This is a genomic window from Deltaproteobacteria bacterium, assembly GCA_016874755.1.
Classification (GTDB): Bacteria; Desulfobacterota; Binatia; order UBA9968; family UBA9968; genus DP-20.
Genome location: VGTH01000028.1, coordinates 23,693 through 41,196, shown reverse-complemented (window position 1 = coordinate 41,196; position 17,504 = coordinate 23,693). Strand labels below are relative to the sequence as shown.

Below are 17,504 nucleotides of genomic sequence, written 5' to 3'. Positions count from 1 at the left end.
AAGACTGGCCGAGCTGTCTTCTCTCAAGGCTGACGACAAACTCGATGTCGTCGCCGGCATATAACGCTAACCGTTCCGCTGAACCGCCGCGCACTTCTTCGCCTTGTTCGGTAGCCGTGGGGATGCCCGGCGTGTACAGTTTGCCGCAAAACCGCCGCAAGCGCTTTGGCGCCGTTGACAGCTTCGACGACATTGAAGAGATCACTCGCCGCCGAAACAAAGAAGTGGCGAAAATTGGCGTCGCCGCCGGCAACTAGAGCGACTGGTTTGTGGCTGGCAAGTGCGGCGTTCTCACTGGGCATATCTAAACTGTTGGGTGCAGGCGCGGCGCGATGAAATCGGCTAAGTGTTGGTTCGAGCCGTTTGGTGAGCGTGTCGGCGTTGAAGGGTTTGATGACGTAGTCGGAAATTTTCAATTCCAAAAGCGACTTCACGGTGGCGCGATCGGTGTTGCCGGAGATGACGACCCCCGGTAGCTCCGCGGTTCGGACCAAACGCGGATCTCCGAAAGCACTTCGACGCCGCTCATGACCGGCATCGTGAGATCGAGAAAAACCAGATCGAAAGATTGCGACGAAAGCCGATCGAGCCCTGCCATACCATCGTCGGCTGTTTCGACGGCAAAACCGAGCTTGTCCGTCAAAAGTTGTGAAAGCGCCAACTGATCGGTGGGGCTGTCGTCAATGACGAGTGCTTTGAGGGCGCCATCTGGCATAACTCACCTCGATCAAGAGCATTTTTGTTCCTTCATGTAGAACAGTCGACAACATCGACATAAGGCTTTAGTTAGTGCGCGCCGGTTTCCTCGGTGTCAAAAACTAGGCGACATTGCCGCGTCAGTTTTTAGACATCCTTCGTTTTACAATGACATCTTAAGTCGTTTTCATCCCAACCGATGAAACGTGTGATGGGTGCTAGACAAACCGCTACAGGTGCGTGCCGTGCTTAACGAAAATCATTTTCGTGAGCTCGTCGAGGCGCTGCCGTTGCTCGTCTGGACGGCCGCGCCGGATGGTCGCTGCGACTATGTCAGTCCGCAGTGGGTCGCGCACACCGGTCTACCGGCAGAAAAACAGGTCGGCTGGGGTTGGCAAAAACTCGTTCATCCCGAAGACCTGGAGGCTTTGCGCGCAGGCTGGCGGTGCGCGCTCGAAAACGAGGAGATCTTCGACGGCGAATTTCGCATCCGCGGCGCGGACGGATTTTACCGCTGGTTCAAGAGCCGGGCCACGCCACAGCGCGACGGCCACAGCAAGATCGTCAAATGGTTCGGCACCAACATCGAGATCGACCGGCAGAAGTGGCAAGAAGAAGCGCTGCGCGTGAGGCTTGAAGCTGACGCGAGGGTGAAAAAATTGCCGACGCCATGCCCGGCGTGGTTTTTTCGTTTCGCCGCGCCCCGGATGGCGCGACGAGTTTGCCCTACACCGGTGCGCTCTTCAAAGAGTATTTTCCGTTATTGTCCAGCGACGATCTCGCTCAAGATGCCACGGCGTTTTTCCAAACCATGCACCCCGATGACTTGCCGCGAGTCTACGAAGCTATTGAAGTTTCGGCGCGCACACTGCGGTCGGCGGTAGCGCAATGGCGCATTCAACACCCGACCAAAGGAGAGATTTGGATTGAAGCGGCCGCCGTCCCCGAACCAGAAGGCGATGGCAGCATTCTCTGGCAGGGCTTTGCGCAAGAGATTACGACACGAAAACAGGCCGAGAAAGTTGCGCAGCAGTGGGCCCATATTTTCGAAACGGCGGCTTTCGGGATGTCGATGAGCGATGTGAGGACGAACACATTGACTCGTGTCAATCCCGCCTTTGCGCGCCAGCGTGGCTACACGGTGGATGAGTTAATCGGAAAGCCTTTTGCGACGCTCATTCCAACCGACCGGCACGAAGAAATGAAAGAAGTAATACAGCGGCTCGAAGATAAGGACCATGTGGTTTTCGAGCTCGAGCACTTGCGCAAGGACGGCTCGCGCTTCCCAGTGCTTTTCGAAATGACGCTGGTCAGAGACGAAAAAGGCCGGCCAGCTTCGCGAGTCACCTACGCCATAGATATCTCCGAGAGAAAAGCCACCGGAGCCGCGCTGCGCGCGAGCGAAGTCAAGTTTCGAACCGTTGTCGATCAAGCCGGCGATCTCGTCGCTCTTTTTGACGAGGAAGGGCGAATCATCGACGTCAATCAACGCTTGATCGATGTTCTCGGCTATGGCCGCGAAGAGTTGCTCAAACTGTACTGCTGGGAGTTTTTGAGCGGCCGTACAAAAGATGAGATGTTAAGTCACTGGCACTCACTCAAGCCTGGCCAAACAATTACGCGTGAAGGCTACAACCTGCGCAAGGATGGAACTCGTTATCCCGCCGAGGCGCGTGTTACGCGAGTGGAAATCGGCGGGCGCGATTGTTTCCTCACCTTGGTACGCGACGTCACGGAGAGGCAGAAGATGCTGGGAGCTTTATCTGAAAGCGAGCAGCGCTTCCGTGTTTTCTTCGACTCCGCCAGTGTCGGCCTGAGTCAGTCGTTTGCCGGCACAGGTTGCATGGCACGAGTAAATCCGAAATTTTGCGAGATGGTTGGTTACTCGGCCGAGGAGCTTTACCAATTGAGTTGGGACGACATTACCCATCCGGAGGATCGAGCCTGCAATTACGCAGAATTCGTCAAGTTGGCAGGGCCCGAGGGCGGCGGCTTTCACGTAGAGAAACGGTTCATTCACAAGGACGGCCACGTCGTTTGGGTCGACGTGATGCTCAACCGAGTAGTGTCCGAGAACGGCACGCCGGAGATGATCATCGGTGTGGCGCAGGATATTACGCAACGCAAGCAAGCAGCGCTGGAGCTGCGCGAGTCGCGCGAGTTTCTCCGCACCGTGCTGGATATCTTGCCGCAGCGTGTGTTCTGGAAAGACCGTGAAGGGAAATTTCTCGGCGCCAACGCGTCGTTGATGCGCGATCTCGGCCCGTTAGATTTGATTGGCAAAACCGATCAAGAGATGCCCTGGAAGGGCAAGCAGGCCGACTTTTTCCAAGCCTGCGACCGTCGGGTGATGGAATCGGGCGTACAAGAGATGAATATTCTCGAGCCGCTTACTTTGCCAGATGGAAGCACGCGTTGGCTAAGCACCTGCAAAGTTCCATTGCGCCAACCGGATGGAGAAATCTACGGTGTGCTCGGTACGTACATGGATGTCACCGCGATGAAAACGGCGGAAACAGCGTTGCGTGAAAGCGAAGAGCGGCATCGCCGAATCATTGATACGGCGTTTGACGCAGTGATCTCGATCGACGGCGCCGGTGATGTAACCGGTTGGAACGGGCGGGCGGAAGAGATCTTTGGCTGGAGCGCCGCTGACGCATATGGACGCAAGTTGTCGGAGATGATCATCCCACAGCGCCTGCGCGAAGAGCACGAAAAGGGCCTGCGACGGTACCTGGAGTCGCGCCAAGCGCGGGTCATCGGACGTCGGGTAGAGTTACCGGCGCTGCGCCGCAGCGGTGAGGAGTTTCCCGCTGAATTCGCCGTCACAGCGTTCGAAGTCGATGGCGAACCCTACTTTACGGCGTTTTTGCAGGACATCACCGAGCGTAAACTTGCCGAAAAGGAATTGCGCAAACATCGCAACCACCTTGAGGAGTTAGTCGCGGAGCAAACGCTTGACTTGCGGCTTGCCAAAGAGGCGGCCGAAGCGGCGGACCGCGCCAAGACCCAATTTCTTGCTAACATGTCGCACGAGCTGCGCACGCCGATGCATGCGATCTTGAGCTTTGCCAAACGCGGCGAAGACGTGGCGCTGACCATGACCCCGGAGAAGTTGCGCGGCTACTTTTCCAACATTGCGACCGGCGGGAGCCGGTTGTTGGCGTTGCTCAACAATTTGCTCGATCTTTCCAAGCTGGAAGCGGGCAGCGCCAAATTCGACATGGCAGAAAATGATTTGCGTGAAGTGGTCGACGCCGTATCTCAAGAGTTCTCGCAACTGGTTGCCGAGCGAAATATCGAGATTGCGGTTGAGACAATCTCCGATAACACCCGGGGTTGGTGTGATTGCGGCGCGATGCACCAAGTGATTCGCAACGTCGTGTCCAACGCGTTTAAGTTTTCGCCGAACGGCGGCAAGATACACATCGCTCTACGTGATGGTGAACTGCCGGTCGGACGCCGGGCAACGGATACGGAAAAATGCGACGCGTTGGCTATCGAGATTTCGGACCAAGGCTGCGGCATTCCCGAAACGGAGCTGGAAGCCGTTTTCGACAAGTTCGTGCAATCGAGCAAGACGAAGTCGAAAGCCGGCGGCACGGGACTGGGCCTGGCGATCTGCCGCGAGATCATGAACGGACACTGCGGCACCATCGACGTCAGGAACAATCCGCAAGCGGGTGTGACGTTTGCCATTAAATTGCCGCGGCAAGCGCGGGAGCACGGTGCCAGGTTTTCGCGTGCGAGCGGCGCGCAGGGGGCAGGAAGAGAGCTATGAGTCAGGGATGTGTTCTAGCTGTTGATGACGAGCCGCTGAATTTGTTGATCCTGACCGAAGCCTTGGAAGAGGCCGGCTACGACTATGTCACCGCGGAAAACGGCACCGACGCCTTGGCGTTCTTGGAGGCGGAGCCGAAGAAGTTCGAAGCGGTGCTGCTCGACCGGATGATGCCGGACCTCGATGGCATGGAAGTGTTGGCGCGCATGAAAGCGCACCGACAGCTGGCGCAAGTGCCGGTGATCTTGCAGACCGCCTGTGCCGCCAAAGTAGAAATAGAAGAAGGCTTGCAGGCCGGCGCCTATTACTATTTGGCGAAGCCGTTTGAATACAAAGCGGCCATCGAAGTCGTCAGAGCCGCCGTGGCCGACTACCGGCGCCACCGTAGAGTCCGCGATGCGGCGGCGATTCCGGTGCACTGGCTGCGATATCTCGACAAAGGCAGTTTTTCCTTTGCCACATTGGCGCAAGCGCGCGATTTGGCGGCAAGTCTGGCCAACGTGATCGATGATGGCGAACAGCTGGCCATCGGGCTGGGGGAGCTGTTTATCAACGCCGTCGAGCATGGCAACCTCGGCATCACCTATGAAGAAAAGTCGGCGCTAAACGCGCGCGGCGAGTGGGAAGACGAGGTCAATCGCCGTCTGACGCTGCCGGAAAACGCCAACAAGAGAGTCGCGGTTGAGTTCGAGCGCAGCTCCGCTGAAGTGAGTTTTCTGATCCGCGATCAAGGTCAGGGATTCCAATGGCAGCGATTCCTCGAAATTGCCCCCGAGCGCGCCTTCGACAGCCACGGCCGCGGCATCGCGATGGCAAAGATAATGAGCTTTGACAGTTTGGAATATCTCGGCTGCGGCAACGCGGTGCTGGCGGTGGTGAAGACGGCGAAGTAGCGCGAAGCGCTACGAGCAGGGCGCGAAGATCCTGCTGAATCTCACCGCGCCGCGGTGAGATTCCTGATAAATCCGCTTTTCTCCAACTCGGCGATAAAGCTCGCATCCACGAATGCCTCGGGTTTGTGCTTCCACACCTCCGGGCGCTGGGTGGCGACGTATTCGTAAGTCGCCTGCAGTCCGTGGGTGATCGGGTAGGGCACCGAGATGAAATCGCTGCGATAGATCTCATAGGAGCCTTCGAGCAGCTCCCGCTCCGTCGTTTTGAGATATTTGCCGAGAATCTTCATGCTCGGCTTTTTGTTCGTCTTGAGAAAATGGATCGCCTCCACGTGCGCCTTGACCATGCGCATGACGGTGTCGCGGTCTTCGGTGATAAGCTTGCGGCGCGTCACCACCGACATGGATGGGTAGGTGACCTCGTTCCTGGCGTTCCACAAAACTCTGAAGCCCAATCGCTCGGCTTGCACGTCGGCAGGATAGGAAAGATCGGCGGCCTCGACATTGCCCGAAATCAGGGCCTGGATCCGCTCGGGCGTGTTGCCCACGGCAAACATGATCACGTCTCGGCCGGGTTCCATGCCGTGCTTGCGGAGGATATAGCGGTTGAGAAAATCGCCGAGCGAGCCGAGCGTCGACACGGCGATTCTTTTGCCGCGCAAGTCCTCCGGCCGCTTGATCTCCGGCTTGACCAGGAGCTTGCTCTGCACGCCAGGCACGGGGTGGGCCACGTTGACTAGATCGGCGCCGCCCAGAACCGCGTTGATCACCGTCGGCAGCGCTACCGGCGCGGCGAAGATGCTGCCGCCGAGGATTGCTTGCGAGGACTGCCCCGAGCCGCGCAGCAAGATCAGCTCCACCTCCAGACCGTGCTTGTCATAGATGCGCGCGTCCTTGGCGATCCAGGGAATCCACTGGGAGGCCGAAATGGAGGTCACGCCCCAGCGGATTTTCTTCAGCTGCGCTGAAGAGGCAACAGGCAACAGGCAGCAGGCAACAGTCCATGCGGTCAAAACGACGATGCGAGCTTTGATGATGCTTAAGATGGCCATCGCGCTACTCCAGATTTCGCCGAAACCGTTCGAAACTGTTGCCTCGCGCCTGTTGCCTATTCAGATGTTATACAGCCTTGCCGCGTTGTCGCACATCAACTTGCGCAACTGCGCCTCGGTCAAATTCTTGCGCTCGGTAACTGACTTAACGGTATTGGGAAATTTGCTGTCGCCGTGATTGTAATCCGACGCGAAGACGAACCGGTCTTCGCCGACGTAGTCCATGACGAAATTGAGCGTGTGTTCATCGGGCTCGAACGAATACCAAACCTGCTCGCTCTTCATGTATTCGCTCGGCTCTTTTTTCATCAGTGGCACGGCAGGAGACATGTACTCGTAATGCTCGTCCAATCGTTCCATCCAGTAGGGCACCCAGCCGGCGCCGGCTTCTAAGAAGGCGATTTTCAGCTTGGGAAATTTTTCGAGAATGCCGCCGCCGACGATGCACATGACGCCGATCATCTGCTCGAAGGCATGGGTCGTCGCGTGGACGAAATAGGGGTTGTCGAATCGCTCCGCGGCTGCCGCCGGTCGGCCGGAGCCGACGTGGCAGCACACCGGCACGCCGAGCTCTTGGGCTTTGGCGTAGAAGGGATAGAGATCGGGGTGATCGAGATTTCGTCCGGCGGAATGGCCCGCGACTGCGACGGCGACAAAGCCGAGTTCTTTGACGCAGCGTTCAAGTTCTTTGGCCGCTTCGAGCGGTTCTTGTTGCGCGACCAGCGCAACGCCTTTCAAGCGTTTGGGATTGTGTTGCGAGTATTGGTGCAGCCAGGTGTTGTAGCCGTGCGCGACCGCGCAAGCCAGATCGTTGTTTTCGAGAAACGGCAGGCTCAAAAACACCGTGGTGCCGAAGTTGACCGCGGTGTCGATGCCTTCCATGTCCATGTCTTTGATACGCTGCACCGGGTCCCACATGCCGGTGGTGGTGCGCGGCTTGCGCGTGATCGGCGCGGTGCCGATGCCGCAGCCCTTGCCGCTCGGCTTGGCCCAGATTTTCCCTTCGAGCAATAAATGCGTGCGCCCATCGGCGCACTGCACCATGCTCGGCGCATGTTTTCGCAGGGAGGCGGGCAAGAGCTCTTGCCAGTTGGCATCGCGCTCCTGGACGTGGCCGTCGGCGTCGATGATGCGTAGGTTGGTCATGGTTGCCTCCTAGAAAGTGGGGGGATGGAGTATTGGAGTGCTGGAGTGTTGGGTCGGCAAACCATTACTCCACCTCCATCACTCCAATTATTTTCTTGTGATCACTTTTAACAGCTTCTCCCAATGCAGCAGATCCTTTTCGTACTTGTCGACGGCGAGGCCGCGCTCCGGGCGCCACTTTTTGAATCCTTGATCCCTGGTTGCGCTGCCATAGTAGAATTTTTCCAGGATCGCTTGGCCGTCGGGACTGAGCAGAAAATCGGCCATCAAGAGCGCGCCGTGCGGATGGGGCGGGTTGGCCGCCAGCGCCGCGCTGCCGACGTTGGTTGGCACGATCTCCATCGGCACCCATTCCAATGGAGCGCCCTTCGATGCCGCGAGCAGCGTATGAGTTTGGAATATCGCCGGCGAGGCGACGATCTCGCCGGAGGCTATGACGTTGACCAGCGCCGGCGCGTCGATCGAGTAGAGCTTGATCTCCTGCGCCTTGAGCTTGTTGACGAACTCTTCGCCTTTGGTGCGGATCATCGCGCCGATCACTTTGTCGCTGGTCTCGCCGATGCTGATACCCATCCGGCCCTTCAGTTCGGGATTCATCAGCACGTCGAAGCTCTTCGGCGCGCCGCTCTTGAGCACCAGGCTCTTGTTGTACATGAAGCCGATGTACGACTCGCGCGCGAGCGCCCAATAGATGAGCCCTTTGCCGGCCGGCTCCCTGGCGTCTTCCGGATAGGACTTGAGATGAGGCGAGTTGTAAGGCCGGAGCAGCTTGCCGTCGCGCATGAACATGAGGTTGCCCTCGGTGGTTTCAATGGTGTCGGCGATGTTGCGCCGGGCCTTGGCCTCTTCTTCGAGCTTCACGGTGAGATCGCTCCCTGAGGCACGGAAGGCATCGACGTTGACACCCGGATATTTTTTCTCGAAAGCGGTCACCAGCGCTTTGTAGGAGCCGCCGGCCAAAGATGTGTACCAAACCACTTTGCCCTCCGCCTTGGCGCCGGCATAGAGCATCTGCTCGCGGTCGGCGCCCATGTAGCTAACCAGCTCGTCGACGGACTTGCGCGCCTGGGGCCAGACGCTGCCTGGGAAGAGCAAGACAGCCAACAGGATGAAGTTGAGAGTTTTCATTGTTCGGGGCCTCCTTTTTCAACGCGGTTAATTCACCACGAAGTGATTCATGATCACGAAGTCAAAAATAGAAACTTGAAAGGGTTTCGCGCCCGTCCATGTTTTGTCTTTCTCCGATCTTCGCGTCCTTCGTGCTTTCGTGGTGAGAACTATTCACCTCTTACTTCCAGAAAATCTTCCGATACTACGCATCATGTGTTGTGCGATGGGGCGGAGCGGGGCGGCACGCCTCACTCCTAACCCCTTGCTCCTCACGCTTTCTTACTCTCCCGCCAGCGGTTTGCCGCGTAGCTCCGTCAACGTCGCATTGGGCGTGACATATTCATAGTCCGTCTGCACTTCGATCAACGCTGAGCGGCCGGCCGCCAAGGCTTTCTTGAATGCCGACATGAACTCTTCATCTTTGCTGACTTTCAAACCGAGAGCACCGTAGGATTCGCCCATCAGGGCGAAATCGGGATTTTGCAGCGCCACGCCGATGCGCCGGCCCGGGTATTGCGCTTCCTGGTGCATGCGGATCGAGTTGTAGCCTTCGTTGTTGTAGACGATCGTAATGATCGGCGCGTTGTATTGCTTCGAGGTTGCCATCTCTTGGCCGGTCATGAGAAAGCCGCCGTCGCCGACATGCGCAACCACCGTGCGATTGGGGTAGGCGAGCTTGGCCGCGACGGCCGACGGCACGCCAGGTCCCATGCAGCCCAGCGACGGCGAGATGTACGAGTTAGGATGGTCAAACTCAAAATAGCGCTGCTGCCATTGGCCGAAGCTGCCGGCGTCCGTTGTCGTGATCATGTCGGCTGGCTGGGCGGCTTTGATATCCATCATCACCCGTTCCATCGACACTTTCGGCGTCGGCCGCTCTTTCGGCGTGCAGTATTGCTTTTGCGCGGCATGATGCTCGGCGACCCACGATGCGCGGCTTTCGTTGGGGCGCGGCGCCGGATGTTTGAGCGCCGCCTGTAGGAATTGTTTGCTGTCGGAGATGATGCCGATTTCTGGCCGTGAGTTCTGGCCGATGTTTTCTTCGGCAGCATCGATGTGAACATAGGGCATGCCGAGGCGCGGAAATTTAAAGCCGGCGGTCGTCTGTTGGCTGAGACGGCTGCCGAGCACGATGAGCAGATCGGTCTCGTCGTAGGCGAGGGTCTGGGCGTGCTTGTTGGAGGTCAGCATGTTGCCGGCGTAGTTCGGATGATTGTTGGGAAAGGCATCTTGCCGCTTGTACGAGGTCAGCACCGGCAACTGAAATTTTTCGGCAAAATCGATGACCTCTTTCCAAGCGTGCGCGTACTGCGTGCCGGAGCCGATCAGCAGCACCGGTTTTTTTGCCGCGTTGATGCGGCCGATGAGCGCTTCGACCACAGCGGGGTCGGGATTGGGTTTCACCTCCGGTAGGGGCTGCGTCATATCGATGGTTGTGTCGGTTTCGGTGACATCGCGCGGCAGCGAGACGATCACCGGGCCGGGCCGGCCAGTGCGGGCGATATGAAAGGCGCGGCTCATGATGCGCGGAATTTGTTTTGGGTCGTTGATCTCGATGACCCACTTGGCAAACGAGCCGAAGACTTGTTCATAGTCCATTTCCTGGCCGGCTTCGCGGCCGCGCGCGTTGCGGCCGACTTGGCCGACCAACATGACCATCGGCGCGGAATCGTAGGTCGCGCTGTGCACACCGATGCTGGCGCTGGTGGCGCCCGGGCCGCGGGTGACCAGACAGATGCCGGGATTGCGCGTCGCTTTAGCATAGCCTTCGGCCATGAACGCGGCGCAGCCTTCCTGGCGGTTGGTGATCAGTTTGATGTCGGGATGATCGTAGATGCCGTCGACCACGGCAATGTAACTCTCGCCCGGGACGCTGAAAATATGCTTCACACCTTCATTGTGCAGACACTGCGCCACTGCATGACCGCCAAGCATAGAAAGCTCTCCTGTGGGAAGCGTCGGGATTTCTTATTGCCGTATAGTCCGATTGGCGCACGGGTGTCAATCCGTTTCTATGAATGGATCCTCACGGCGAAGCGCACGAAGTTCGCAATGGTTTAATCGTAATTCTTTTTCTAGCTTGGTGATCTTCGTGTCCTTCGTGGTGCGCCATTTCCCGCTTGATTCGCCGACTCCCAACGTGATAACTCCCGAGTTGAAACGGAGGAATTCCATGAGAGTGTTCCGTCTCGCGTTGGTAATGTTTGTGTTCGCTTCGTCCGTCGTATGGGCGCAGGCGCGCAAGCCGCGCACCTTAGACGAGCTCGCCGCCTACACCGGTTCCGACCGGCAGCAGATCTTGGTCGAAGGCGCCAAAGCCGAAGGCAAAGTGGTTTGGTACACCTCGCTCTCCGGCGTCTACCGCGAAATGGTCGACGCGTTCAGAAGAAAGTATCCCTTCATCGAGGTCGACGTGTTTCGCGGCGGCAGCAACGATCTGACGCCGCGGATCATTAACGAAGCGCAAGCGGGGCGGCCGGTGGCGGACGCGTTGGAAAGCACGCCGGGGTTGCTCATGGCTCTGCGCGACCGCGGTTTATTCAAACCCTATTTCTCCCCCGAGGCGGCCAAGTATCCTGACGAAGCAAAAGGCAAGGCCGAGGGCGGGCGAGTTTTTTGGGTGACTGACCGCGAGGCCTACATGGGATTCGGCTACAACACACGCTTGATCCCGCCAGCCGAGGTGCCGAAAAGTTTTCAAGACCTTTTGAAGCCCGAGCTTAAAGGCAAGATGGCGGTAACCACCGAAGGCTCGACCAGCCGCGTCATCGGCACCATGCTGAAATACAAAGGCGATGAATATATGAAGCGCTTGCGCGCGCAGGAGGTCCGCCTGTTCAAAGCGTCCAGCGCCGGCTTTCTCGACTTGATCGCCGCCGGCGAAGTCGGCGGCGCGCCGGTGGTGTTTCAAAATCAGGTGATCGTCAAAAAGGAGCGCGGCGCCCCGGTGGACTGGGTGGCGCTCGACGTGGCGGTGGCCAATGCCGGCGGCTCGGCGCTGATTAACAACGCGCCGCACCCGCACGCCGGGCTGTTGTTCATCGATTTTGTCATTGGTCCCGACGGGCAAAAACTGATGGAGCAGTTTCGCTACGGCGTGGCGTGGAAAGAGTACTCGTTTAAGCGCGAGTATCTCGAGCGCGGCATGAACAGCACGCAATATGAAGCGGCGGAGGACAGGTGGATGCAGCTGACGCGCTCGATCACGAAGCGCTAACGCGCATTGGAAAACAGAAACGCGGAAAGCGGAAAACGGAAACATCAAAAAAGGCGGAAGTATGAAAGCGGAATTATGAAGCCGGTCCGAAAACTTCCAATTCCGCTTTCATAATTCATAATTCATCCTTTCTTCCCCCTCGGTCCAAACGGCTCCGGTTTAAACGGTGCGTCGCGGGTTTCGAAGAAGGCTTTCAGGCCGCCTTTCTTTTTGGCTTCTTCCATTTTGGCGTTGAACTCTTCTTCTTTGCTGAGGCGCGCCATGGCGGAGAGCTCGGCGTTCAATAGCCAGGCTTTGCGCAGGCCCATCATTTCCAAACCCATGTTGGCGATGTGCAGGTTGATCTTCACGGTTTCGGGCGGCACCAGCGCGACGCGCTCGACGTATTTGAAACATTCGTCGAGCAACTGCGCCTTGGGCACGACGCCGTTGACGAGGCCGATGCGCAGCGCTTCCTGGGCATCGATGTGGTCGCCGGTGAGCGAATAGCGCAGGGCATTCTTAAAGCCGGCGAGCAGCACCCAGACAAAATCAGTGCCCGCCGAATGGCGCACCTGGGGCTGGCCGAAGACCGCATCATCGGCCGCATAGGTGAGATGGCAGGTTAACGCCAGCCAAGAGGCCGCGCCAAAGCACCAGCCGCTGACCGCGCCGATGATCGGCTTGGGATATTCCCAGCGGGCGATCTGCCGTTCGAGAAAACTCTTGCGGTCGGCGTCGCGCATCTTGTCGTATTCCAAACCGAGCGACGAGTTCTCAGGAATGCCGTAGGGCCAGGCGATCGGCCGGGTCTCGTTGCTAATATCTTCGCCGGTGGAAAACGCGCCGCCGGCGCCGGTCAAGACGACGCCGCGAATCTCGCGGTCCTCGCGCGCTTCGGCCAAGGCCGCATCCAATTCATCGAGCAACTCGTCATTCAACGCGTTCAAGACATTGGGTCGGTTGAGCGTGATCAGTACGCCTTTGCGTTGTTTCTGATAAAATAGGTTTTTGTAAGTGGCCATGGGGACTCCTTGGAAATTATGAATTATGAAAGCGGAAGGCGGAATTGTTTCGGATCATACGCTTCATAATTCCGCTTTCATCCTTCTGCCTTTTTCTTCGCTCTCGGTCCAAACGGTTCCGGTTGAAACGGGCCGTCGCGTTTTTGCAAATAAACTCGGATGCCTTCTTTGGCGCGCGCTTCGTCGAGCGGCCGGCGAAATTCTTCGCGCAGCATGACGTGGGCCGGCACCGACATCTGGCTGTCGTAGGTCAGCGCGTCGCGCAGGCCCATCATCTGCAAGCCCAGCGTCGCGATCGCCAGATTGATCTTTACCGTTTCAGGCGGCACCAGGGCGATGCGCTCGACGATGTAGAAACATTCGTCGAGCAGCTTGTCGCGCGGCACGACTTTGTTGACCAACCCGATGCGCAGCGCTTCCTGGGCGTCGATGTGATCTCCCGTCAGGCCGTAGCGCAGGGCGTTTTTAAAACCGGCCAAATGCGTCCACATGAAGCTCGTGTTCGAGCCGTGGCGCACTTCGGGCTGCGACAAGACGGCGTCTTCGGAGGCGATGGTGATGTGGGTGTAAAGCGCCAGCCACGATCCCGCGCCCATGGTCCAGCCGTTTAGCGCGCCGATGATCGGCTTGCCGAACTCCCACATGCGCATGAAGCCGCGCGGCTCGTGGCGCCAGGACTCGATCAAGTCCGAGACGCGCTCGCCCGGCGCCATGCCGTAGGGCCAAACTTTGTCGCGGGTGCGGCCGGAGCGGTTGCCCTGGTCCATGCCGGCGGAAAACGCCCGGCCAGCCCCGGTGATGACGATGGCGCGCACTTCGTTGTCTTTCTCCGCTTCGTTAAGCGCCTCGTGAATTTCGCCGATCATGGTGCGGCTAATCGCGTTCATCGCCTCCGGGCGATTTAACGTTAATAACGCGCCGCCGCGTTTCTTTTCGTAAAGAATTTCTTTGAAGTCGGGCATGCGGGCTCCTTGGTTGGTCGCGTTTAGCGTTTAGGGTCTAGCGTCTGGCTTCTTTCTGGCCGCAAAGCGAGCGGCTGCTGAAAACTCTTCGGAGCCCTTCGACTGAGCTCAGGGCGAACGGATCGGATGTAGAAATCGTTGGGAAAAATCCGTTCATGCTGAGACCTGTCGAAGCATTCTTACGAGTTTTTCAGTAGCCTGCCAATCAAGACGCTAAACTCCAGACGCTAGACGCTATTTCTTCGTTCTCCGTTCCTCTTCCAGTTGTTTCAAAAACGACAGATCGAGCACATCCATCGCGTTAACGTTGGCTTGCGACAGCACGCGGTCGCTGGCGATCATGTTCTCCATCGCCTTGACGGTGACGATCGGCAAGCCCGTCGAGACTTGACTGTAGACCCGGCGGGTTTCCTCTAGCTCTTCGGTGTTGGTCGAGCGGTAGAATTCGCCCAGGTGCTTGATCACGGTTTCCTTGTTTTTTTCGTCGCGGTAAAACTCCATGCCGTCGGCCAGGCCGCGCATGAAATTCATCACAGTGTCTCGTTCGGCTTTGATATAGGAGCGCGTCGTCACCGGGCCGGCGGTGACGTATTCGTAATCGGTTTTGGCGAAGTCGATCCAGATCGGCATGCCCAGTTTGCGCGCGCGCAACGTCACCGGCGGCTGAAACAGCGAGGCGTCGACATGGCCGCCGCTGAGAGCGGCCCAACGCTCGCCCTGGGCGCCGAGACCGACGATGGTCACTTCTTTGTCGGAAAGCCCTAGTTGACGCAGCGCGATGCGGGCGATGAAGTCGGTGCTGGCGCCGAGCTGGCTGATGGCGATGCGTTTGCCTTTGAGATCGGCGGGTTTTTTGATCGCCGGTGTCGAGACGAAAATGTAGTCGAGTTTGTTGCCCGTGGCGCCGATGGCGACGAGATCCTTCGCGCCCTGCGCCCAGGCCGTGATGACGCCGGAGCTGCCTTGCTGCATGATGTTGACGTCTTTGGAGATCAGCGCTTGCACCGCCTCGCGCCCGCCGCGCATGAAGATTGGGAGAACTTTTAGGCCATGTCTTTCGAAGGCACCGGACTTGTGCGCGATCCAGAAAAATCCGGTGGAGCCGCCGAGTGCGTAGGGAACGCGGATTTCTTTCAAGGGCTTGGACTGGGCGAGAAGGAGTGATGGAATTAGCACAAGCACAGAGGCAAGCGCAGCGAGCAGATATGGGCTACTGACAATGAGGCGATCCGACTTCCCCCTTTGAAAAAGGGGGATCGAGGGGGATTTTCTTCTTCGATGCGCGCAAATCCCCCCTAACCCCCCTTTTTCAAAGGGGGGGGGAAATCGATTCTGTGAGGTGGCGAGAGGTTTTTGTCTGATGATCATAAAATCTCCACAACTGCATCGACCGCAACCACACCGTCTCCCTTTGGCAGCACGATCAACGGATTGATATCGAGGCCATTTAGCTGATCGCCGAGACTCGCGGCGAGATTGCCAACTTTCACGATCGCATCGGCCAACGCTTCGACATCCGCCGGCGGTTTGCCGCGCACGCCGCCAAGAATCGCCGCGCCGCGCAGGCGCTGGATCATGGCCGCAGCTTGATCTTTCGCCAGCGGTGGAATGCCAACCGAGACATCTTGCAGCACTTCGACGAGAATCCCGCCCAAGCCGCACAGGACCACCGGGCCGAAGAGCGGATCGCGCTTGACGCCGAGAATCATTTCGATGCCTTCGCCGGCCATTTTCTGCACCACGACACCGTCGACCTTGGCCGTGGGTACTTTGGCGCGCACTTGTTCGTTGATGCGCGCGTAGGCCTCGCGCACCGCGGCGCTGTTAGCCAGTTTCAAGATCACTGCGCCGACATCGCTCTTGTGGGTGATCTCCGCCGACTCGACTTTGAGCACCACCGGGTAGCCCATCTTTTCCGCTGCTGCCGCCGCTTGATCGGCGCTGCGTGCCAATACTGTCGGGGCGGTGGCAATGTTGAATTCCGCGAAGAGCGCGAAGCTGGCCTCGGCACCGAGAATTCCCGCCGGTAGCTTAGAATGAGTTTGCGGAAAAGGAACCTCACCGCCGCGTTGCTTGTGAAATTCAAAATACTCGGCAAGATTCCTGATCGTCGCAGTCGCCGCTTCGGCGCCCTCCATGAGCGGCACGCCAGCTTCGCGCAGCGGCTTGAGTATCTCGGGGTCGACCGGGCCGCCGACGATGGAACTAAATGTTGCGATCGGTTTGCCACTCGCAGCTGCGGCTTGCTCGATCAGCTTGGCGAAGCGGCCGCCGCTCTTTAGTTCTTTCGGGCGCGGGTCGTTGGCTTCTAAGTTGATTGTTACGACGTCGATGTTGGCGTCGTCGATGAGGCCTTGGAGCAGATTGGGAAAAATCTTCTCGTCGTCGTACATCGCGCCGGTGCCGTCGAGCGGGTTATTCATGTTGCCGAAGTCGGCGACGCTCGCTTGCAGCTTGCTTTTGGTTGCTGCGGTCAGCTCCGGTACTTCGACGCCGACGCTGGACGCAGCGTCGGAGACCAGCGTGCATTCGCCGCCCGAGCCGCTGAGCACACCGATGCGCCGGCCGCCGCGGTATTTTTTCATGAAACCGTCGCAAGAAAGTACGCTGACGGTGTCGAGCAGCTCGTTCAAGCTGCGCACGGAAATAATCCCGCCCTGACGAAACGCCGCGTCGACCACTTCGGCCGCGCCGGCAAGCGAGCCGGAATGAGTTGCGGCGGCGCGCTTGGAAACATCGGAGCGGCCGCCTTTGAGGATCACCAGCGGTTTGTTTGCTGCGGCGGCCTTGCGCGCCACCGGCAAAAGCTTTTCCGGCTGCTTGAAGCCCTCGGCGAAGACGGCGATGACTTTGCTGTTTTTATCCTCGACGAAATAGTTGATGTACTCTTCCAGTGTCGCACCGGTCTGATTGCCGCAGGAGATGATGTGGCTCAAGCCGACCTGGCGGTTGAGCATCATGGCGTTGGCGATGGTCGTGCTGAGACCACCGCTTTGCGAAATCAACGCGACGTTGCCTTCGACAAATCCCGGTGGGATGGTCGAAGCGAACAACAAGGCTTTGCCATAGACATTCAACACGCCGTAGCAATTGGGGCCGCAGATGAGAAACCCTTTTTCTTTCGAGAGTGCTTCCAAACGCGCTTGACGCGCTTTGCCCTCGCCGCCGATCTCGCCGAAGCCGGCGGCGAACACGACGGCAGCTTTCACTCCCGCGTTGGCCGCCGATTCCAACAAGTCCGGCACATGGCGATTGGGCACCGCCGAGACTAAACAATCGGGCGGCTCGGGAATCGAGGCGATATCGGGATAACAAGGATAGCCCATCACCTCGCTGTACTTCGGATTGACCGTGAAGATGCGGCCGGTGTAGCCGAAATTTTTCAGATTGCGAATCACCCGGTTGCCGCGCGGCTCACGCGCCAAGTTGGCATCGGCGCCGCGCTGCGACGCACCGACGATGGCGACGGAGCGCGGGGCGATGAGGGGAGTCAGATCGCGCCAGACGGTGGGTTTGCTTGTTTCGCTAGCCATGCTTGAGACCCCAATTATGAATTATGAAAGCGGAAACGTATCTGACAAAACGGAAACGCAAAAAACGGAAAGCGGAAATTTGCATGCCCTCGAGCGGATTTCAAAATTCT

At 58.3% G+C, this 17,504-nt stretch carries 13 protein-coding genes; 4 read left to right on the top strand and 9 right to left on the bottom strand.

Annotated features, from left to right (window positions below; translation table 11 throughout):
* Window positions 1-430 precede the first annotated feature (430 nt).
* On the bottom strand, window positions 431-715 hold the full coding sequence (locus FJ145_17020; GenBank protein ID MBM4263120.1) for a response regulator: 285 nt from the start codon (window positions 713-715) through the stop codon (window positions 431-433).
* A gap of 196 nt (window positions 716-911) precedes the next feature.
* On the opposite strand from FJ145_17020, the gene FJ145_17015 reads away from it, so the two are divergent.
* From FJ145_17015 to FJ145_17005, 3 genes are read left to right on the top strand one after another with little or no spacing between them, the layout of a single operon-like run.
* Complete coding sequence (locus FJ145_17015; protein MBM4263119.1) at window positions 912-1,580, top strand: PAS domain-containing protein; 669 nt, start codon at window positions 912-914, stop codon at window positions 1,578-1,580.
* A complete protein-coding gene (locus tag FJ145_17010) occupies window positions 1,367-4,477 on the top strand; it encodes a PAS domain S-box protein (protein MBM4263118.1) in 3,111 nt (1,036 codons plus the stop codon). The genes FJ145_17015 and FJ145_17010 overlap by 214 nt, the downstream gene beginning before the upstream one ends.
* A complete protein-coding gene (locus FJ145_17005) occupies window positions 4,474-5,370 on the top strand; it encodes a response regulator (GenBank protein MBM4263117.1) in 897 nt (298 codons plus the stop codon). The genes FJ145_17010 and FJ145_17005 overlap by 4 nt, the downstream gene beginning before the upstream one ends.
* A gap of 41 nt (window positions 5,371-5,411) precedes the next feature.
* Here the strand turns inward: FJ145_17005 and FJ145_17000 are convergent, their stop codons facing one another.
* The 4 genes from FJ145_17000 to FJ145_16985 form a co-directional block, all read right to left on the bottom strand.
* Window positions 5,412-6,422 carry an ABC transporter substrate-binding protein gene (locus FJ145_17000; GenBank protein ID MBM4263116.1) on the bottom strand — a complete coding sequence of 337 codons (1,011 nt, stop codon included), beginning with the start codon at window positions 6,420-6,422 and terminating at the stop codon, window positions 5,412-5,414.
* A 60-nt stretch (window positions 6,423-6,482) separates the two neighbouring features.
* Window positions 6,483-7,568 carry an amidohydrolase gene (locus tag FJ145_16995; GenBank protein ID MBM4263115.1) on the bottom strand — a complete coding sequence of 362 codons (1,086 nt, stop codon included), beginning with the start codon at window positions 7,566-7,568 and terminating at the stop codon, window positions 6,483-6,485.
* A gap of 87 nt (window positions 7,569-7,655) precedes the next feature.
* Window positions 7,656-8,696, bottom strand: a complete 1,041-nt coding sequence (locus FJ145_16990; GenBank protein MBM4263114.1) for an extracellular solute-binding protein — start codon at window positions 8,694-8,696, stop codon at window positions 7,656-7,658.
* Window positions 8,697-8,957: 261 nt separating this feature from the next.
* The gene (locus FJ145_16985; protein ID MBM4263113.1) at window positions 8,958-10,613 is read right to left on the bottom strand and encodes a thiamine pyrophosphate-binding protein; all 1,656 of its coding nucleotides are present in this window, start codon (window positions 10,611-10,613) and stop codon (window positions 8,958-8,960) included.
* A 79-nt stretch (window positions 10,614-10,692) separates the two neighbouring features.
* Between FJ145_16985 and FJ145_16980 the strand changes: the two genes are divergently transcribed.
* Entirely contained in the window at window positions 10,693-11,895 is a 1,203-nt protein-coding gene (locus tag FJ145_16980) for an extracellular solute-binding protein (protein ID MBM4263112.1), read from the top strand.
* A gap of 122 nt (window positions 11,896-12,017) precedes the next feature.
* On the opposite strand, the gene FJ145_16975 is transcribed toward FJ145_16980, so the two are convergent.
* The 4 genes from FJ145_16975 to FJ145_16960 form a co-directional block, all read right to left on the bottom strand.
* Entirely contained in the window at window positions 12,018-12,899 is an 882-nt protein-coding gene (locus tag FJ145_16975) for an enoyl-CoA hydratase/isomerase family protein (GenBank protein ID MBM4263111.1), read from the bottom strand.
* 77 nt (window positions 12,900-12,976) lie between these two features.
* On the bottom strand, window positions 12,977-13,861 hold the full coding sequence (locus FJ145_16970; protein ID MBM4263110.1) for an enoyl-CoA hydratase/isomerase family protein: 885 nt from the start codon (window positions 13,859-13,861) through the stop codon (window positions 12,977-12,979).
* Window positions 13,862-14,095: 234 nt separating this feature from the next.
* Window positions 14,096-15,229 carry an ABC transporter substrate-binding protein gene (locus FJ145_16965; protein ID MBM4263109.1) on the bottom strand — a complete coding sequence of 378 codons (1,134 nt, stop codon included), beginning with the start codon at window positions 15,227-15,229 and terminating at the stop codon, window positions 14,096-14,098.
* Window positions 15,226-17,394 (bottom strand): acetate--CoA ligase family protein, encoded by a 2,169-nt coding sequence (locus FJ145_16960; GenBank protein ID MBM4263108.1) that lies wholly within the window; start codon window positions 17,392-17,394, stop codon window positions 15,226-15,228. Before FJ145_16960 ends, FJ145_16965 begins: the two co-directional genes overlap by 4 nt.
* Window positions 17,395-17,504: the final 110 nt, after the last annotated feature.